13 protein-coding genes are annotated in these 19,387 nt (G+C 50.3%); 6 read left to right on the top strand and 7 right to left on the bottom strand.

What is annotated here, in order from left to right; all coding sequences use genetic code 11:
* Positions 1–6: 6 nt before the first annotated feature.
* From argH to argC, 5 genes are read right to left on the bottom strand one after another with little or no spacing between them, the layout of a single operon-like run.
* Complete coding sequence (argH, locus tag K5X84_RS02835; protein WP_222236611.1) at positions 7–1,869, bottom strand: argininosuccinate lyase; 1,863 nt, start codon at positions 1,867–1,869, stop codon at positions 7–9.
* Positions 1,870–1,872: 3 nt separating this feature from the next.
* Positions 1,873–3,084 (bottom strand): argininosuccinate synthase, encoded by a 1,212-nt coding sequence (locus tag K5X84_RS02830; protein ID WP_222236610.1) that lies wholly within the window; start codon positions 3,082–3,084, stop codon positions 1,873–1,875.
* Positions 3,081–4,031: an ornithine carbamoyltransferase gene (locus K5X84_RS02825; RefSeq protein ID WP_222236609.1), complete on the bottom strand. Its 951-nt coding sequence runs from the start codon at positions 4,029–4,031 to the stop codon at positions 3,081–3,083. The genes K5X84_RS02830 and K5X84_RS02825 overlap by 4 nt, the downstream gene beginning before the upstream one ends.
* Before the next feature lie 2 nt (positions 4,032–4,033).
* On the bottom strand, positions 4,034–4,771 hold the full coding sequence (argB, locus tag K5X84_RS02820) for an acetylglutamate kinase (RefSeq protein ID WP_222236608.1): 738 nt from the start codon (positions 4,769–4,771) through the stop codon (positions 4,034–4,036).
* A complete protein-coding gene (gene argC / locus K5X84_RS02815) occupies positions 4,768–5,793 on the bottom strand; it encodes an N-acetyl-gamma-glutamyl-phosphate reductase (protein ID WP_222236607.1) in 1,026 nt (341 codons plus the stop codon). The genes argB and argC overlap by 4 nt, the downstream gene beginning before the upstream one ends.
* Positions 5,794–5,888: 95 nt before the next feature.
* On the opposite strand from argC, the gene argE reads away from it, so the two are divergent.
* The 4 genes from argE to aceA all read left to right on the top strand — a co-directional run bounded on the left by argE (position 5,889) and on the right by aceA (position 11,915).
* Positions 5,889–7,052, top strand: a complete 1,164-nt coding sequence (argE, locus tag K5X84_RS02810; protein WP_222236606.1) for an acetylornithine deacetylase — start codon at positions 5,889–5,891, stop codon at positions 7,050–7,052.
* A 90-nt stretch (positions 7,053–7,142) separates the two neighbouring features.
* A complete protein-coding gene (locus K5X84_RS02805) occupies positions 7,143–8,768 on the top strand; it encodes a methyl-accepting chemotaxis protein (protein WP_054490549.1) in 1,626 nt (541 codons plus the stop codon).
* 183 nt (positions 8,769–8,951) lie between these two features.
* Positions 8,952–10,535, top strand: coding sequence for a malate synthase A (gene aceB, locus K5X84_RS02800; RefSeq protein ID WP_222236605.1), 1,584 nt, complete (start codon positions 8,952–8,954; stop codon positions 10,533–10,535).
* Between the two features lie 42 nt (positions 10,536–10,577).
* Complete coding sequence (gene aceA, locus K5X84_RS02795) at positions 10,578–11,915, top strand: isocitrate lyase (protein ID WP_222236604.1); 1,338 nt, start codon at positions 10,578–10,580, stop codon at positions 11,913–11,915.
* On the opposite strand, the gene aceK is transcribed toward aceA, so the two are convergent.
* Positions 11,899–13,593 carry a bifunctional isocitrate dehydrogenase kinase/phosphatase gene (aceK, locus tag K5X84_RS02790; protein WP_222236603.1) on the bottom strand — a complete coding sequence of 565 codons (1,695 nt, stop codon included), beginning with the start codon at positions 13,591–13,593 and terminating at the stop codon, positions 11,899–11,901. The two genes, aceA and aceK, sit on opposite strands and share 17 nt — an antisense overlap.
* Positions 13,594–13,739: 146 nt before the next feature.
* Here aceK and K5X84_RS02785 point away from each other — a divergent pair, with 146 nt between their 5' ends.
* Entirely contained in the window at positions 13,740–14,675 is a 936-nt protein-coding gene (locus K5X84_RS02785) for a LysR family transcriptional regulator (RefSeq protein ID WP_054490537.1), read from the top strand.
* A 16-nt stretch (positions 14,676–14,691) separates the two neighbouring features.
* On the opposite strand, the gene K5X84_RS02780 is transcribed toward K5X84_RS02785, so the two are convergent.
* Positions 14,692–17,868 carry an amidohydrolase family protein gene (locus tag K5X84_RS02780; RefSeq protein WP_222236602.1) on the bottom strand — a complete coding sequence of 1,059 codons (3,177 nt, stop codon included), beginning with the start codon at positions 17,866–17,868 and terminating at the stop codon, positions 14,692–14,694.
* 92 nt (positions 17,869–17,960) lie between these two features.
* On the opposite strand from K5X84_RS02780, the gene K5X84_RS02775 reads away from it, so the two are divergent.
* Entirely contained in the window at positions 17,961–19,385 is a 1,425-nt protein-coding gene (locus tag K5X84_RS02775; RefSeq protein WP_244994817.1) for a GAF domain-containing sensor histidine kinase, read from the top strand.
* Positions 19,386–19,387 lie beyond the last annotated feature (2 nt).

The following is a 19,387-nucleotide window of genomic DNA, read 5'->3' as shown; positions in this document are numbered from 1 at the left end:
ATATGACTAACAAATCGAACGGAAAATCAGACGCTCATTAGGCTGTTCAAGGTGGTACTCCATGGCCAACTCGTCGCAGTTGGCCAGCCTTGGGCAAATCTCACAGTCCTTCATGACCTTTTCCGGCAAGGTGTCTTTCGAGCAATGACTAAAGCCCCGCTGCTCAAAAAAGTCCGGCACCCGGGTCAGTACTATCACTCGGTTTAGCTGCAACAAACGAGCTTTTTTCAATAAGTAAGCCACCAGCATACGCCCCTGACCACGTACCTCGGTTTTTGGGTTGACTCCTAACGAGCGAATTTCCGCTAAACCTGTGGTGTAGATATACAAAGACGCACAACCCATCACCTTACCGTCAACTTCCGTCACCGCAAATTCGTTAATCGAGTGCACGATGTCGTCTTTAGCCCGCGGCAGGTTCTCGCCGGCTCCGGCCCAGTGCTGAACTAAGTCTAAAATGGCACCAATATCCCCCAGATTAGCGTCACGCACCTGGATCTGCTGTTGCTGCTGTGCCGCTTTTAAAGCTTCATTCACCCGTTGCGGCGACGTACCGCCCAGCGCGCAACGTTTTTCCAGCAGAGCATCCAGCGTCAGCCAATCATAAACGTCCTGCTCAATCACCGGAGCCACTGCCTGAAACGCCTCCAGCGGCATATCCTCTAATGGCTTTTTCGCCTGAATGGCTTGTTGCACCAGTTCACCGACGTTGTGATGCGCCTGCCGGAAAGGAATACCCTTGGACACCATATAGTCCGCTAATTCCGTCGCATTGGCGTAACCGCCCTGCGCCGCTTTGCAACAGGCTTCATGGTTAACCGTCAGACCATTCAGGCTCGAGGTCACCATAGCCAATGACGCCTGCCAGGTGGTAAAAGCATCGAACAGACCTTCTTTATCTTCCTGCATGTCTTTGTTGTAAGCCAATGGCAGCGCTTTTAAGGTCATCATTAAGCCGGTTAATGAGCCCACCACCCGGCCGCTTTTACCGCGCACCAACTCCAGCGCGTCCGGGTTTTTCTTCTGCGGCATGAGCGAAGACCCCGAGGTCACGTTGTCTGCCAGCTCAATAAAACCAGCTTCGCCGGAGTTGTAGAAAATTAAGTCTTCCGCTAAGCGCGACAAATGCAGCATCGACAGCGACGCGGTGCTTAACAGCTCCACCACAAAATCACGATCAGATACTGAATCCAGACTGTTACGCGTTGCTTCGCTAAACCCCAACTCGCTGGCAATGGCTTCGCGGTCGACTGCATACGCCGTCCCCGCCAGTGCACCGCAACCTAAGGGGCTTTTATTGAGCCGATCAGTAGCGTCTTGTAAGCGCTCACTATCGCGCTGCAGCATTTCCACATAGGCCAGGCACCAGTGCGCCAGCAAAACCGGTTGCGCCCGTTGCAGGTGTGTGTAACCGGGTATGACCGTGTCTTTTTCACGTTGCGCAAGGTCCAGTAATGCCTGCTGAGTCTGCTTTAACGACTGTTGCAGAACTCCGGCCTGCTCACGGCACCACAAGCGTAAATCGGTCGCTACCTGATCATTACGACTGCGCCCGGTATGCAGCTTTTTAGCTAAATCCCCCACCTTGGCTATCAATGCCGCCTCGACAAACGAATGAATATCCTCGTCGCCACCAACAGCAACTGCCGTCGGGTCTTCGCGCACTTCGCTGAGCAGTTCATTCAATGCCTGCTGTAACTGCTGACATTCATCACGGTTCAGTACGCTAACCTTGTGCAACGCATTCGCCCAGGCTTTAGAGCCGGTAATGTCCTGCTCAGCCAGCACATAGTCAAAAGGCAGCGAATCATTAAACTGCTGAAACGCGGCATCGGGTCCTGCCGCAAAACGTCCACCCCATAGCGCCATAATCTACCCCTTTTGCTGCTTCTGTAACGCCGCTATCCGGCTGGGAAGGGAGAACAACCGAATAAAACCTTCAGCGTGCGCCTGGTTATAGACTTCGTCCGCACCAAAGGTCGCAAAGTCTTCGCTGTATAAACTATTCGGAGAACGTTTCTGAACCGCAGTCACTGAGCCTTTATAGAGCTTAATTACCACGTCGCCGCTGGCGGTCGAACATAGAGACCGCGCCGCAGCCATAACCGACTGCTGCAGTGGCGTAAACCAGCGTCCGTCGTACAACAACTGTGCGAACTGTTCACTCAATTGCGCTTTCCAGCTGCGGCTGGTTTTATCCAATACCAGCTCATCAATAGCCTGCAAAGCAGCCATCATAACGGTGCCGCCCGGAGTCTCGTAGCAACCCCGGCTTTTCATGCCCACCAGACGGTTTTCCACAATATCCACCCGCCCGACACCATGTTTCGCAGCAATGTCATTCAGCACATTCAAGCATTCAAAAGGCGACATCGCTTTGTCATTCACTGCGGTAATTTCGCCATTTTCGACCTTAACAGAAACATATTCCGGTTTATCCGGTGCCTGCTCGGGCGATGCCGTCATGGTCCAGACTTTCTCCGTCGGCTCACACCAGGGGTCTTCCAGCTCACCACCTTCGTGCGAAATGTGCCAGGCGTTAGCATCCCGGCTGTAGATTTTGGTCGCCGACGCCGAGCACGGAATATCCCGCTCTGCCAGATAATCCAACAGAGACTCCCGGCTGCTCAGCTCCCATTCGCGCCACGGAGCTATCACTTGTAAGTCAGGTGCTAACGCCGCGTAGCAGGACTCAAAGCGCACCTGATCATTACCTTTACCGGTACAACCGTGCGCCAGCGCATCCGCACCCACTTTACGGGCCACTTCCACCTGAGCTTTGGCAATAATCGGACGCGCCATAGCCGTGCCCAGCAAATAGGTGCCCTCATAAATAGCCCCGGTTTTGAGCGTTGGGTACACGTAACTCTTCACAAACTCGTCTTTTAAATCAACTACGTGGCACTCGGACGCACCGGACGCTTTGGCTTTTTCTTCCACGCCTTCCAGCTCTTCGGCGCCCTGCCCCACGTCAGCCACAAAAGCCACGACCTCACAGCCATAATTTTCTTTTAACCAGGGCACAATGGCCGATGTGTCCAGACCGCCAGAATAGGCCAATACAACTTTCTTCACGTGACTCATGAGGCTTTCTCCATAGATTCTGGCAGTACTGCTGCCGTTGGGTTTAATAACAAGGTTAATAAGGCGTTTTGCGCATAAAGACGGTTCTCGGCCTGCTGGAAACAGCGCGATAGCGGGCCGTCCATAACATCGGAGGTAATTTCATAACCACGGTGTGCCGGCTGACAGTGCAGCACCGAAGTGGCACCACTGTGCTCAACCAGCTGCGCGTTAATTTGATAGGGATGGAAAATCTCACGGACCGCATCCAGAGGTTGATCATCGCCCATAGACACCCAAGTGTCGGTGTAGAGCACATCGGCATCTGCCACCGCAGCAATATCGTGCGTCACCACAATGTTGGCGCCGCTCTTCTTCGCCAAAGCCTTCGCTTTTTTCACAAGGTCCGCATTGGGTTCATAGCCTTTCGGGCAAATAATGGTGCAATCGGTGCCGACTGCGGCAGCGGTTAGCATCAGCGAATGCGACACGTTGTTGCCGTCACCTAAATACACCAGTTTTAGTCCCTGTACCTTGCCGTACTGCTCCTGTAGCGTTAAAAAGTCCGCCAGTGCCTGACAAGGATGAAAGCAGTCGCACAAGCTGTTCACCACAGGTACCGAAGCATGCTGCGCTAATTCTTCTAAGGTACTGTGCGACATCACCCGGGCGACAATGGCATCGGCCCAGCAGGAGAGGTTTCGGGCGTAGTCGGCGATGCTTTCACGCACGCCCATGCCCTGCCCCTGCTCGTTCAGGTAAACCGCATGACCGCCCAGCTTCTGCAAACCAATGTCAAAAGACAGCCGCGTGCGTAAACTTGGTTTTTCAAATAGGGTAACCACGCTTTTGCCGGCCAGCGTGTGTTGGTATTTTTCGGGGTAGGCTTTTTGCGCTTGCGCTAACGCCAATAACTGTAAAGTGTCAGCCGGAGAAAACTCCAGCCCGGATAAACAATGTTTCATCATACTTACTCACTAATCTGTGTGCCTGAAAAGGGGTTATTCATTACATTCCAACTGCCAATTCGCACACATCGTCGTAAGCGTTTTGCGGCGCTTAGCGCCCCGCGGACTTTTACCTCCATACCGTCTTTAATTACACCCGCCCGGGTGAGTTCCTGAATAGACTCTGAATTGAGATGACTTAAAGGGGTTCCACTGCCGTCCAGCACCGCATCAACGTCAGTAATAAACAACAAGTCGGCATTGTAGGCGGCAGCGACGGCCACAGCGGCATCGTCGGCATTCACATTGAACCAGTCGCCGGAATCACTGAAGCCGATAGAGCTAATAATTGGCAGGTAACCCTGAGCCAGTAAATCAGAAATGAGACCTGACACTGCTTCTGAAGCCTGACAAACCCCAACCTGACCTAAACTTTCTGACTGTTTAGCACAAAGAACGCCCGCTTCATAAAGCGTCAGACCAATAGGTTTTAAACCTGCGGCAATAGCCTCTTTCATTAAGGTTTTATTGGCCGCACCTGCCAGTCCGCCGACAATATAAGGCATGTGCTGCTCCGGGCTGACTCTTAAACCGTTCATCTTTTCGCTGTGCAAACCGGCGGTTGCCAGCCATTGTTGCACCAGGGCTCCGCCACCGTGCACGAGCACAACTTCATCGTCGCTTTGTTTCAGCGACTGAAACAGCGCACTTAAAGCTTCCGGTTGTTCTAACAGGCTGCCACCGAGTTTTATGACTTTCATAGCAAGCCCTCTTCAACAGGCAACCCCAGTTGCAGGTTAATGCACTGAATGGCCTGACTCGCCGCACCTTTCAGTAAGTTATCAATAGCCGACAGCACAATCAGTTGGTTACCCTGCCGGTGCCAGCCAATATCCACAAACGGCTGCTGAACCACGTCCTTAATGGCCGGGCGAGCCAGTTTCTTAAAGCGCACTAAGGGTTGCTCCGCATAGCACTGGTACGCGCTCGTTAAGTCATCATCGCTGGTATCGTCATTAAGCTCGGCGTACAAAGTGGCCAAAATGCCACGAGGGAATTGCGCCAAGTGGGGAGTGAACAGCACTTCATGTTGTAATTGCTGTGTAATTTCCGGCGTATGCCGATGCTCAAACAGACCATATGCCTGCAAAGAAAGCTCTGCACCCTGAGTAGCAAGAGACGCTTTACGTCCGGCTCCGGTCACTCCGGAGACCGCATTAATAATAACTTTGCTGCTTTTAAGTAAACCGGCCTTTTTAAGCGGAAGTAATGCCATTAAGCTGGCTGTCGGGTAACAGCCAGGAACCGCAACTAACTGAGCTTCCGCTATCTCATGCGGATACCACTCAGCAAGACCATAAACAGCCTGGCGAAGCCAATGAGCCTGCTTGTGTTCGAACCCATAAAATGGCGGATAGTCTTCAACTGCGTCTAAGCGAAAACCACCGGACAAGTCTATGACTTTTAAGCCCGCCTCAAGAAACTCAGGTGCCAGTGCAACACTGATATTATGCTCCGTGCATAAAAACACGGTGTCTGCCTGGTGCTTAATGCTGGACTTTTCGTTATCCGTCAGACCTTGCAAAGGGATTTTTAAACAATGTGCGTATTGTGGATACAAATCACTCAACAAGGTACCGGCATCGCTGCTATGCTCAGACACATAGCAACCGAAAAGGCTAAGCGCCGGGTGTTGCTGCACTAAACGGCTAAGCTCAGCTCCAACGTAACCGCTGGCTCCAATAATAGCCGCTGAGTGTGACGGCGCTGGTTGATACTGCATGCGAAAAACCTGTTGCTGTTCCTGAGTAAAAATGCAGAATAACTGAATAGATATATTTATGCAATAATAGTGAATAATTATATTAAGGATAAACTATGGTAACCGCTCGTTCTTTGCCGTCTTTTTTTGCTATGTATCAGCAGCTCATTGCTCAGCCATCCATCAGTGCCACCGACCCTAAGTGGGATCAGAGCAACCAGAAAGTCATTCATTTATTAGCTGAATGGCTCGAACTGCTTGGGTTTGACTGCGAAATAAACGAGCTGAATAGCCAACAAGGAAAGTACAATTTACTGGCCCGGCGGGGCACTGGAAGCGGCGGTTTACTGCTGTCCGGTCATACCGACACCGTTCCCTATGATGCCAGTCGCTGGAACTTCGATCCCTTTAAATTAACCGAACAGGATAACCGCTGGTACGGGCTTGGAAGCATTGATATGAAAGGCTTTTTTGCCTTTGTTATGCAAGCTTTGAGTGAACTGGATACCAGCCAACAAAACAAACCTATTATGGTTCTGGCAACCGCCGACGAAGAAACCACCATGAACGGTGCCCGTGAAGTGAGCCGCTTTGCGAACCTCAAACCGGACTACTGTGTTATAGGCGAACCCACCGATATGCGTCCGGTCTATGCCCATAAAGGCCATATGAGTGAGGTTATTCGAATTACCGGACGCTCTGGTCACAGCTCCGATCCAGCACTGGGAATTAACGCCATAGAACTGATGCACGAAGTCATTTCTGCACTGCTGAAATTAAAAGAAGAGTTTAAGCATAAATATTCAGATTCAAGCTTTACAGTGCCACAGCCAACCATGAACTTTGGCCACATACACGGCGGTGACAATGCTAATCGTATTTGTGGTTGTTGCGAGTTGCATCTGGACATTAGGCCGCTGCCGGGTTTATCGGTCGACGAACTTTATGCCCACCTGCATAAAGCAACCGAGAGTGTTCAGGCTCGTTATCCCGGTTGTGTTGAATTAATCTCACTGCACCATCCGGTACCGGCTTTCCGGCAAACAACCGACTCAGCTTTGGTGCAACTGGCCGAAAAAATATCACAAAGCAAAGCGCAGGCGGTAAACTACTGCACTGAGGCTCCTTTTCTGCAGGAGCTCGGCTGCGAAACGTTGGTCTTGGGCCCGGGCTCAATAAAACAGGCACACCAGCCGAATGAATATTTGTCGGTAGATTCTATAAAGCCCACTCAAGAAAAACTAAAAAGTTTATTAAAAGCGTTTTGTTTTTCGCAGTAGCTGCCGATAACAAAACTATGTCTTAGATTTGAGTCACATCAAATCTGCCAGTAGTAGACCATGAGTTTTGGTACAACAAAGGATTATCACATGATACGACAGCTCTCCATAGGTGCCCGCGCAAGTGCGGCTTTCGGACTGATTGGAATACTGACGCTCATTTTGGGCATTTTCGCACTCAACCGAATGGGGGCGATTGAAACTCAGCTAAACATCATTAGTGACAAGCAGGTTCCTTCCGTTGATAACGTCAATGATTTAGACAGAGAGTTTCTGCGCGTACGTATTCACTCCGCTAACGTCGCAGCCTACATTAACGATCCTGCGCGCCTGGAAAGGTATCAAAAGAGTTTAAATGATTCGATCAGTGCTCTTAAGCGTAATCAAAATGAATATAAGAAAACGCTTGATGACCCTGAAGCGCAAAAGCTATTTGCAGAGTACATGGCCCTTGATGACGAGTACTGGAAGCTAAATAACCAGTTCGAAAAACTGGTTAATGCCGGGCTTTCCGATGCCATAGACTCCATTCGGGAAAATAGTATTCTGCCGCTGACCAACAAAATGTCAGCGAAACTCGATGAGCTTTTAAACAGAGAGATGTCATTAATAGACGCAGCTTCCGACGAAGCCGATGCCGTATCCAGTAACGCACAAGTCATGATGATTATTGCTTTAGTGGTTGTGGTCGCTTTACTCGCGTTATTTGCTGTAACGCTTACCAGAAGCATCGTTAAACCCATTGGGGATGCGGTAGATTTTGCCAAAATCATTGCATCACGTGATTTAAGTCAGACCATTGAAATTGAAGGCAAGGACGAGCCCGCACAATTGCTGCAGCAGTTAAAAACGATGCGCAACCAATTGCGTGAGTCCATGAGTACTATTTCGGAGTCCTCAGAGCAGCTGGCTTCCACATCTGAAGAATTAAGCTCGGTTACCGACGAGTCAACCCGCACCATTCAGCAGCAGTCAGAAGAGCTGGAGCAGGCAGCAACCGCAGTTACCGAATTAACCACTGCGGTTGAAACTGTTGCACAAGACGCTCAAAACGCGTCGGAAGCATCTGAAGAAGCAAACAGACAAGCGCAACACGGTGATGATCGTGTCCGTCAAACCGTTCGCGCTATAGAGGAGCTCTCTCAGGAAATTGGCGACTCTTCCGGTAGCGTAACTGAACTGGCCGACAAGGTGAAAAATATTACCAAGGTGCTTGAAGTTATTCGCGGTATTGCAGAGCAAACCAACTTACTGGCACTTAACGCCGCTATTGAGGCTGCGCGTGCCGGAGAATCTGGCCGTGGCTTCGCAGTGGTAGCCGATGAAGTTCGTTCATTGGCGCACAAAACTCAACAGTCTACCGTTGAAATTGAAGACATGGTCAAAGCCATTAACGAGTCCAGCGACCGTTCAGTAGCAACTATGGACAGAAGCCTGGAGCGCGCAACGAAAACTCTGGACGTAGCTCGCGAAGCCGGCGAAGCCTTACAGCTTATTGCAACCGCGGTCGATGAAATTAACAATCACAACACCTCGATAGCCAGTGCTTCAGAAGAGCAGGCCAATGTGTCCCGTGACGTTGATAAGAACCTGGTAAGTATTCGTGACTTATCCAACTCGACAGCATCAGGCGCTGAACAAACCAGCGCATCAAGCAAAGAGTTGTCACGACTTGCCGTTGACCTCAGTGAACTGGTTAGAGCTTTCAGACTGTAACCACATTTCACCATTAAAGATGAACGGGGCCGCAATGGCCCCGTTCGAATTTTAGCCACAGAACCTCTTTCAACTAAAATAACCCTCCTGAATACTGCTAATCAACCGCATAAATTAGACTAATGGTGCGACCAGCAACTAATCTAAATCCGTGTTAACAAACTAATAACAACGGATTCAAAAATGAATAATCTATTTAACTTCAGTCAACCGCTTGATAACGATGCAAAAGCATTATTCAACGACGAGAATCAGTCTTTTCTCGCTGAGTTAGTCGATACCTTTCAACCACAATTAGAGTCCCTGTTGAAGAAACGTCAGCAACGTCAGGCGCAATTTGACCAGGGTCAGTTACCCAATTTTGACCCTGCAACTCAGAACATCCGTGAAGGGAACTGGCGCATTGCCGAACTGCCGACCGATTTAAAAAAACGCCGTCTGGAAATTACCGGGCCGGTGGATCGAAAAATGGTCATCAATGCACTAAACGCAAACGTCGACTGCTACATGGCCGACTTTGAAGACTCACAGTCGCCCACCTGGGACGGCATGGTGAGCGGCCAAATTAACTTGCGCGACGCTAATATTGGCGGCATGACTTACACCGACCCTGACAGCGGCAAGCACTATGAAGTCGGGCCTGATCCGGCATTACTCATTGCCCGGGTTCGCGGTCTGCACTTACCGGAAAAACACGTACAGCGTAACGGCAAGCCAATTCCCGGCGCGCTAATGGACTTTGCTCTGTACTTTTTACTGAATTATCAGCAACGCCTGCAACAAGGCTCCGGGGTGTATTACTACCTGCCCAAGCTGGAGCACAGCGACGAAGCTAAATGGTGGGCTGACGTTTTTCATTTCACCGAGAAAAAGTTCAGCTTAAAAACCAGCACCATTCGCGCCACCATACTGATTGAAACCCTGCCGGGGGTTTTTCAAATGCACGAAATACTGCATGCCATGAAAGACCATATTGCTGCACTTAACTGTGGCCGCTGGGACTACATTTTCAGTTACATCAAAACCCTGAAAGAGCATCCGGAGCGGGTTCTTCCCGACCGCCAGGTGGTTAGCATGGACAAGCCTTTTCTTAACGCCTACTCGCGCTTGTTAGTGAAAACCTGTCACCAGCGCGGCGCCCTGGCTATGGGCGGCATGGCGGCCTTTATTCCCAGCAAAGATCCAACCGAGAATGAGAAGATCCTCGCTAAAGTTCACGCCGACAAAACCATGGAGCGTGACAATGGCCACGACGGCACCTGGATTGCTCACCCCGGGCTTGCGGATACCGTACGCGAAATTTTTGTCGATGGTATCGAAGGCGACAACCAGCTTCACGTACTGCGTGAAAACGACACGCCAATTGATCAGGCTCTACTCCTGCAACCCTGTGACGGCGAGCGTACCGAAGCTGGCATGCGCACCAACATTCGGGTGTCGCTGCAATACATTGCCTCCTGGCTGAACGGCAAAGGCTGCGTTCCTATCTACGGCCTGATGGAAGACGCCGCCACCGCTGAAATTTCGCGGACCTCAATCTGGCAGTGGATCCGCCACGGCAAAACGCTTTCCGACAACACTCCGGTCACCAAAGAGCTGTTCCGGCAGTACCTGCAAGAAGAAGCCGACGTAGTGAAAAATGAAGTCGGTGAACAGCGCTGGAAGAGCGAACCCTTTTCCCGGGCCCTGAGCCTGCTGGAAGAAATTACCACAGCCGACGAGCTGGTCGATTTTCTGACTCTGCCCGGCTACCAACAACTGAAATAACAATAAAATTCGCAACAATTAAAGAACAACAAGGAATTATTTATGACAACCCAGAACCTTTCATTCGCACAACAGGTTAAAGAATTACAAAAGCAATGGGACACCGACTCGCGCTGGAAAGGCGTTGAGCGCCCCTACAGTGCCGAAGACGTAGTGCGCCTGCGTGGTACCGTTCAGCCGGAATACACCTATGCCCGCAATGGTGCCGATAAACTCTGGCAGCTCATTCATGGCAAAGCACAGGAAAAGTTTGGAAAAGACTATGTAAACGCGCTGGGTGCTTTAACCGGTGGTCAGGCGGTGCAGCAAGTCAAAGCAGGCTTGCAGGCCATTTACCTTTCCGGCTGGCAGGTGGCGGCTGACAACAACTCGGCCTGCAGCATGTACCCGGATCAGTCGTTATATCCGGTCGACTCTGTACCGACGGTGGTTGAGCGCATTAACAACTCCTTTGCCCGTGCTGATCAAATTCAGTGGTCAAAAGGCGTTACGCCGGAAGACGATAATTACGTAGACTACTTTGCACCGATTGTTGCTGACGCTGAAGCCGGCTTTGGTGGCGTACTCAACGCTTACGAGCTGATGAAGCGCATGATCCAGTCCGGAGCTGCCGGCGTGCACTTTGAAGACCAGCTTGCTTCAGTGAAAAAATGCGGTCACATGGGTGGCAAAGTACTGGTACCCACACAGGAAGCGGTACAGAAGCTTTCAGCTGCACGTTTAGCTGCAGACGTTGCCGGGACACCAACACTCATTGTGGCTCGTACTGACGCCAACGCCGCTGACCTGCTGACTTCTGACTTCGACCCGAATGACAAGCCTTTCATTACCGGCGAGCGCACTGCCGAAGGTTTCTATCGGGTTAAGCCGGGCATTGAACAGGCTATTTCACGCGGCTTAGCTTATGCGCCGTTTGCGGATCTTATCTGGTGTGAAACCGCCAAACCAGACTTAGACGAAGCGCGTCAGTTTGCAGAAGCGGTTCATGCCAAATACCCCGGCAAACTGCTGGCCTATAACTGTTCACCGTCATTTAACTGGAAACGCAACCTGGACGACGACACCATAGCTAAGTTCCAGCGCGAGCTTGCCGCAATGGGTTACAAATTCCAGTTTATTACCTTGGCCGGTGTGCACAACATGTGGTATCACATGTTTGAATTGGCCCATGACTATGCCCGCAACGACATGTCTGCCTACGTTAAACTGCAGCAGCAAGAGTTTGACGCAGCAGACAAAGGCTACACCTTTGTGGCGCACCAGCAGGAAGTCGGTACCGGTTACTTTGACGAGCTGACCAACGTGATTCAGGGCGGGCTTTCCTCAGTTACTGCACTGAAAGGCTCAACCGAGGAAGACCAGTTTAAAACCTCCGCGTAAAGCGCAAGTCGGCATCATAAGGAAAGACATCCGTAAGCTCACCCTTGCGGATGTTTTTTTGTACCCGGCACCAGTACGCCGGGTCAATCAATTCAGGATGACGCTTCAATAATTTGTCACGGTACTTCGCCTGCGGCACCGCAAATTGCGCCAGCTGCTGCGGGAAAACATCGTCCGGGGCAATAGACACTTCCCAGTCGTTATCCGGCAAGCGTCGAAAGCTCATGTCCGTTAAATACCGTACTTCGTCGTAGTCATAGAATACCACCCGTTTATGCCGGGTGACGCCAAAGTTTTTCAGCAGCATGTCGCCGGGGAAAATATTCGCCGCCATCATTTCTTTTAAGGCACGGCCGTAGTCATCCATCGCCGCGTCTATTTCTTCGTCATTGGCGTATTCTAAGTACAAATTCAGTGGCGTCATTCGGCGTTCAACAAACAACTGGTGAATCACCAAAGTGTCACCCTCTATCGAAATAGAATTGCTAATGGTTTGCTTAAACTCTTCCAGTAAGTCGGCAGAGATACGTTTCAGCGGCAACGCCACATCGACAAATTCCAGCGTATCGGCCATACGCCCTACCCGGTCATGCCGCTTAACCATGCGGTAACGATCAATTACCGTCTGCCGGCCAAACTCCTTAGTACCGCCCAGCCGGTCTTTAATGACTTTAAATACATAAGGAAAAGACGGCAGCGTAAATACGGTCATAACCATACCTTTGACACCGGGAGCAGCAGAAAGCTGGTCATCTGTGCGGCGCAAATGGTGCAAAAACTCGCGATAAAACTCGGTTTTGCCCTGCTTATGAAAGCCCACCGACGAATAAAGTTCAGCCAGGGTTTTGTGTGGCATTAAATCTTTCAAAAACCGCACCAAGGCAGAAGGCGCCTCGGTTTCGACCATAAAATACGAACGGGCAAAGCCAAAAATAGTCGCCATGCGGTTCGAACGGGTAATAAAAGCATCGACATAAAGCTTGCCCTGCGAATTAATCAGCACAGGTACAATAAAAGGGTAATGGTTATTTTCAGTCACTACCCGTCCGACAATATACGCGGCTTTATTGCGGTAAAACGGGGACTTCAAAACATCTATGCGCAGGTTGTGGGCTTCAATATCGGTTTCAGTTGCGCGCTCAAAAAACTTATCGCGCAGTTGTTCAATATCATTTTCAAAGCTTTCAAATTCACCGCCCAGGCCAATATCCTCAAACACCCGCGTCAGTGTCCCCTCCAGCCCGTCAACCACCGGAAAATAAGAGTGGCATTCGTTTTCCACCGGCACCGGAATGTGGTTCGCCAGCACAGTTTCTACAAAAATATAGTCGTTATTAAAGTAGGCACGGTCAAACACCCGGCAAAATACCGAGTTGTAAAAAGTCTCTGCAAGCTCCGCCTGCGGATGAAACTTCAGTAATTGCTGGTAACGTTGCCGGGTTGCACGCCACAGGTTTTCATCAAGCGCATTACCCACGCGACGCTCGACTTTTTTCGCCGTTGTACCCACCTGATGGTCGTAATAATGAATGCGCTCTGAGGCCGCCGACACAACCGCAGTCCAGTCGCGTCGTAAGAAACGTTCTCGTGCACCCTGAGTCAGCGCCTGAAAACGCCGGTAGTGGCTATGAAAGCCATCCAGAATACTTTTTGCCAGGGTCTCGGGGCTAATTGTCATGCTCTTTCATCCACCAAACCGGTCACAACGACTCTCTATTTGAATCAAGTTAATCATCAATAATGACAGAAACAAGACTGGCGTTATACATTCACCCTATTTATAATCCCGATAGATTTTTCATATTCCACTTATTCTGGATAGCTATGAATACCATCAAAGACATTGATCTGAACCTGCTGGTTTACCTGGATGTTCTGCTGCGGGAAAAAAACGTGACCCGTGCCGCAGCACAGCTAAATATCACCCAACCGGCCATGAGTAACGGCCTGAAGCGTTTGCGTAACCTGTTAAACGACCCTATTTTAGTGCGCACCAGCGAAGGTATGGTGCCGACTCAACGCGCGCTGGACATGCAGGAAGCCCTGCGCGGTGTATTGTACTCGGTTGAAGAAATGATCCAGCCGGTGCGTGAGTTTGACGCCCCCACCAGTGATCAGGTTTTTCGGATTATGGCGTCCGACTATGCCGCTTCCACGCTTATGCCTAAACTGCTGGAAAAACTTGATGAGCAGGCACCCAATGTCTCACTGGATATCATGACCCCCAGCGACATCAGCTTTCATGATGTGGAAAACGGCAAAGTGGATCTGGCCATTAACCGCTTTGAACAACTGCCACAGTCGTTTCATCAAAAGAATTTATGGAGCGACGAGTTTTCCTGTTTGATCCGCAAAGATCACCCATTGCTGGAAGACTACACGCTGGACAATTACTTAAAGGCGCAGCACGTCTGGGTGAGTAAAACGGGCTTTGGTGTAGGCGTAGGGATGGATCCGCACGACGTACAAAAACTCGGCTGGGTCGACGACGCGTTAGATAAACTGGGCAAACGTCGAAAAATTAAGGTGTTTACCCGTAATTATCATGTTGCTATGTATCTGGCACGTCAGGGGCTGGTTGCTACCTTGCCAACACGGGCCGCCGAACTGTATTCACAGGACAGTCAACTGGTCATGAAGGCTCCGCCGTTTGAAATACCGGGGTTAACTCTGACCATGATCTGGTCGCCGCTGTTACAGCACGATGCAGGCCACCGCTGGTTCCGACAAGTGGTCGCCGAAACCGCGGCAGCTTCATAGCTTTCTTACCAGGGGCTTATTCTTCCCAGAAAAAGCCCTTACGTTTGCGTGGCTCCGGCAACAAGCGATCCATAGTCGTGGCATCATACAACACGCCATTAACCATGGTGTGAGTCACTTTGTCGGTGTCACGGATGTTTTTCAGCGGGTTACCGTCAATAACAATAATATCCGCCAGTTTACCTTCTTCCAGTGAGCCCAGCGCGTGGTCCATACCAAAGACTTTAGCCGGATCAATGGTCGTTGTACGGAGGGCTTCCAGCGGTTCCATACCACCCTGAGCCATCATCCAGATTTCCCAATGTTGCGCTAACCCCTCACGCTGCCCATGAGCACCAGAGAGCACTTCAACACCTAAGTCCTGCAGCTCAGTAGCCACTTCCGCATTATTAAAGTGGTTGTAGTGGTTATGCGGCGCTTTTTCACGACGCATCGCCTTACCCACTAAAAAGTCCATGGGCACATATTGAGTCAGCTTGGGATGCTTCCATACATCGGTTTCCGCATACCAGTAGTTCTCACCCCAAATACCGCCATAAGCCACACCCAGGGTTGGTGTATAAGCTACGTCACTTTGCTGCCATAACTGACGAATGTCATCGTAGATATTGGCTACCGGTAATGAGTGCTCAACCGTGGTGTGCCCGTCCATGATCATGCTCAAGTTGTGCTGCAACAACGAACCGCCTTCAGGTACCACCATCATTTCCAGTTCTCGTCCGGCTTCAACGACTTGTTGACGCTGGTTACGACGCGGCTGGTTATAACTCTTAACAGAAAATGCACCCACTTTCTTCAGGCGCTCTAAATGAAACTTAGCGTCTTCTAAGCTATCCACATGCGAGGTGTAACCCGGGCCGTTAGCGCCGTATAAAATGGTACCGGTTGAGAACAGTCGTGGCGCGGCAATTCTGCCCGCTTTCTGCAGCTCTGAGGCCGCAAAGAACTCGGTCGTATCGTTAGACGGATCGTGAATTGAGGTCACCCCAAATGCCAGATTCGCGTATTGTCCCCAGTTCTGCTGCGGGATAATTTCTGCCTGGCCCTGACCACCGTGCGCGTGCGCATCGAATAACCCCGGCATAACGGTTTTGCCACTGGTATCAATAACCTCAGCGCCGGAAGGCACATTAACTTCAGCTTCAGGGCCAACCGCCACAATTTTATTATTGCGCACGACCACAGTGCCCTGCTCATAAACCGTATCGCCATTCATGGTAATAACCTGGCCGCCCACAAAGGCAACGGTTGTATCCGGTACCATGGCGTCATGTTCAAAACCAATGTTCTGGCCATTTTCTACTTTCAGGGTGTCGCTTTCAGTGTCAGCATTAAAGGCTTCAGCCACCGACGTATGGTAAAGTTCCGGCCCCAATGTCCAGTAAATCTGGTCACTGTTTGCCGTCCAGGATAGATTTTCACCGGCACGAACAGACAGCTGATGCACCGGCATTTGTTTATCTCCCGGCCCTACATTGATAACGCTGCCGCGCTCGACTAAAGGCGTAACAAACACTTTAAAGCGCTCTGCAAAAGCCAGTTGCTTGCCGTCCGGAGACACGCGGAATTCAGTGGCTAACTCCGACTGATACAACTCGCGCTGCTCCAATGTGCGCAAATCGATCGCACTTAACGTTGGTTTTTCGCCCGGAGTCATCAGATAAACCCGGTCGTTACGGGCACCGTACTGAGGTAAACGTCCACGTTCTGCTATTTGCTCTGGTTCAGCATTGGCTGACACTGCAACGCGATAGATACCGTTTTCCAGACCAAACTTATCGGAAATTAAGTAACCCCCACGTATTTTGCGGTAAACCACATGCTTGCCGTCCGGAGAGAATGTGGGTTCAACAAAGTTGCCCTGTCCGGTATTCAGCACCCGTTCATTACCCGAGCTAATATCGCGAACAATAACCTGTGCCTGCTCTTCGTCATTCCAGCGAACAAATACTACGCTTTCACCGTCGCGCGAGTATTGTGGGTACAGCTCAAAGTCTTCGCGATTGGTTAAGCGCTGCGGCTCACCATTTGGTAATGAACGCTGATACAAGCTACCCAAAGCTTCGTAAATCACCGCGTCACCCTGCGGTGAAACTTGCGCCATACGCAGCATTTTCACGTCAAACTGGTCAGCTTCAACATTTTGCTTAAACCGCAGTGCATGCTGTACTTTCTTTTCCGTTTCGACTTTAAACGGAATAATGCGTGCGTTCCCGTCATCAATATTCAGCTTCTGAATATGACCACCGGCCCAGAACACTAACTGCTTAGAATCCGGTGTCCAGTCCATAGTCGGGTAAACGCCATGAATGGCCCAGGTTTCCTGCATGTCGCGTTCCATTTTCCCGTAAACCCGCTTGTGTTCGCCGGTCTTCAGGTCCAGCAGGTACAGCACGCTGTCAAAGTCTTCACGCTTAATGTAGGCCAGATAACGCCCGTCCGGTGATGGTGTCGGACGAATTGCGCCACCGGCACCACTTATCAAAGTTTCAATTTCACCGCTCTCGCGCTCAAAACGCTTAATGGTGTAAATGCCTTCCAGCGAGTCTTTGCTGTAGTGGAAAGTTTTGCCCGGTGTGTCATCCTGCGAAAAATAGATGTATTTACCGTCCGGTGAAAACGCCGGCTCGCCTAAGTCTTTCTGGTCATTCGGGCGCTCCGTTAACTGCACACCCGAGCCACCACTGCGGTGGTACATCCAGACTTCACCGGCTCCTAACGAACGGCTGGCGGTATAGTGCTTACGCGCAACCAAAAATTCGCTGTCCGGACTCCAGGCCGGGCTGTTTAATAAACGGAAAGTTTCTTCGGTAACGGCACGCACATTGCTGCCATCGGCATCCATCACCCAGATATTATCGCCACCGCCCTGATCCGAGGTGAAAGCAATGTAACGTCCATTGGGCGAATATACAGGCTGCATATGCCAGGCTATGCCACCCATAAGTTTTTCCGCTTCGCCGCCGCCAAACGGCATGCGATAAATGTCACCCAGCAAATCAAATACGATGTAGTCACCATCCGGGCTGACGTCCACATTCATCCAGGTGCCGGAATTCACCGATATATCAATTTCTTTAAATTCGCCCTGCGGGTTACTGACATCCCAGCCCTGGGTCTGTTCTTGTGCCATGCTCACCGGCGCTAAGCTTAAAAGCGATGCGACCGCTAAGGTTAATGTTGTCTTTTTCATGGTATTGCCTCATTAAAAATGTCTTCCCTTTGTAGGCAGTTAAGATCCAAAAGTCCAGTGGCTAACGTTAAATGGGGAGTTATGGTCGGTTAATGGACATTAAAAGTCAGTGGGTTATAGTGAGTAAATATTCAGAAGACGGGTTGAATATGAACGAAGCCTTAGAAAATATCCTTCTCGATGTATCTAAGTCACCGGATATTGACGGCGGCGACCTGGAGAAAGCGTCTGAACTGATCCTGATGTCAGCGCTAAAAGGGCTGGATATTAGTCGCGTCAGTATTTGGTTATTGCAGCCGGACAAGCAGAGCATGACTGCTGCCAGGTTAATTGATGAAAAACAGCAGGACAAAGAATTGCCTGTGCTGCGTAAGTCCGAACTTCCTTCTTATTTTCGGGTATTAATGACTGAGCGGACCATTATCGCTAACGACGCCCGCAACCACCCGGCAACCGTTGAACTCAGCAACGGCTATCTTGAAGAAACCGGCGTATACGGCATGCTCGATGTTCCTTTACGCCATAAAGGTCAAATGATAGGCGTAATGTGCTGCGAAAGCCGTAAACCCTCACGCCGCTGGACTTCCGATGAAGTCGCCTTTGTTGGCGTGCTTGCTGACATTTATGGCCGCGCCGTCAGTGCGTCCGAACGCGAACGATTCGAAGCACTCCTTATTCGTCAGAATGAACAGCTGGAAAGCATGGTAGCGGAGCGAACAGAATCATTAACCAAAGCACTGGACAACTTTAAGCAGGCTCAGGAGCGGTTAATTGAAACCGAGAAAATGGCCGCTCTGGGTAAGTTAGTCGCCGGCGTCGCGCACGAGGTTAATACCCCCCTGGGAGTTTCCGTTACCGCTGTAACTCACTGTGAGCATCGTCTTAAAAAACTGGACCAAGGTTTCAGTAACGGTTCAATTTCACGCAAGCAACTGCAGACCTTTATCAGTGATACTTACGAAGCGTATCAGTTACTCACCAGTAACCTTGAACGAGCCGCAACCCTGATTCAGAACTTTAAGAAAACCGCGGTTGACCAATCCAGTTTTGAGCTGGTTAACTGCCAGCTTAACGACTACCTGCACGCGTTAATTTTAAGTCTAAAGCCTGTGGTAAAAAAGAAGCACGTCAGCATCACTATCGACTGCGACGACGACATTGTTTTAAGCACTTACCAGGGCGCGTTAGCACAAATTGTGACGAATCTGGTCAGTAATACTAACGACCACGCTTTTGTCGAACCCGATGAAAAGCATCAAATAGAGATACAAACGGAACAAAAAGACGAAGGTGTCCATTTTCGCTTTCGCGACAACGGTAAAGGTATGGACAGCGAGACCATTAAAAATATCTTCGAGCCCTTTTTCACCACATCGCGCCAGACGGGTGGTTCAGGGTTAGGCTTATCCATTGTTTATAATCTGGTTACCCGGAAACTCAACGGCGAAATTTCTGTCCAATCAACGCCTGGTAAAGGCACCGAGTTTTCCTTTTTCTTACCCGATTTACCCAAATAGGA

Origin of the sequence: Idiomarina abyssalis, assembly GCF_019797805.1 — a bacterium.
Lineage (GTDB): Bacteria > Pseudomonadota > Gammaproteobacteria > Enterobacterales > Alteromonadaceae > Idiomarina > Idiomarina abyssalis.
Note: the sequence above shows the minus strand (reverse complement) of the source record. Positions and strands in the feature narration are given on the sequence as shown.

Bases quoted from the DNA above. Each gene is read 5' to 3' on its own strand.
- argC (WP_222236607.1), bottom strand. From the start codon at position 5,793: ATGCAGTATCAACCAGCGCCGTCACACTCAGCGGCTATTATTGGAGCC.
- K5X84_RS02825 (WP_222236609.1), bottom strand. From the start codon at position 4,031: ATGATGAAACATTGTTTATCCGGGCTGGAGTTTTCTCCGGCTGACACT.
- K5X84_RS02775 (WP_244994817.1), top strand. From the start codon at position 17,961: ATGGACATTAAAAGTCAGTGGGTTATAGTGAGTAAATATTCAGAAGAC.
- K5X84_RS02785 (WP_054490537.1), top strand. From the start codon at position 13,740: ATGAATACCATCAAAGACATTGATCTGAACCTGCTGGTTTACCTGGAT.
- K5X84_RS02805 (WP_054490549.1), top strand. From the start codon at position 7,143: ATGATACGACAGCTCTCCATAGGTGCCCGCGCAAGTGCGGCTTTCGGA.
- argH (WP_222236611.1), bottom strand. From the start codon at position 1,869: ATGGCGCTATGGGGTGGACGTTTTGCGGCAGGACCCGATGCCGCGTTT.
- aceA (WP_222236604.1), top strand. From the start codon at position 10,578: ATGACAACCCAGAACCTTTCATTCGCACAACAGGTTAAAGAATTACAA.
- aceB (WP_222236605.1), top strand. From the start codon at position 8,952: ATGAATAATCTATTTAACTTCAGTCAACCGCTTGATAACGATGCAAAA.
- argE (WP_222236606.1), top strand. From the start codon at position 5,889: ATGGTAACCGCTCGTTCTTTGCCGTCTTTTTTTGCTATGTATCAGCAG.
- K5X84_RS02830 (WP_222236610.1), bottom strand. From the start codon at position 3,084: ATGAGTCACGTGAAGAAAGTTGTATTGGCCTATTCTGGCGGTCTGGAC.
- aceK (WP_222236603.1), bottom strand. From the start codon at position 13,593: ATGACAATTAGCCCCGAGACCCTGGCAAAAAGTATTCTGGATGGCTTT.
- K5X84_RS02780 (WP_222236602.1), bottom strand. From the start codon at position 17,868: ATGAAAAAGACAACATTAACCTTAGCGGTCGCATCGCTTTTAAGCTTA.
- argB (WP_222236608.1), bottom strand. From the start codon at position 4,771: ATGAAAGTCATAAAACTCGGTGGCAGCCTGTTAGAACAACCGGAAGCT.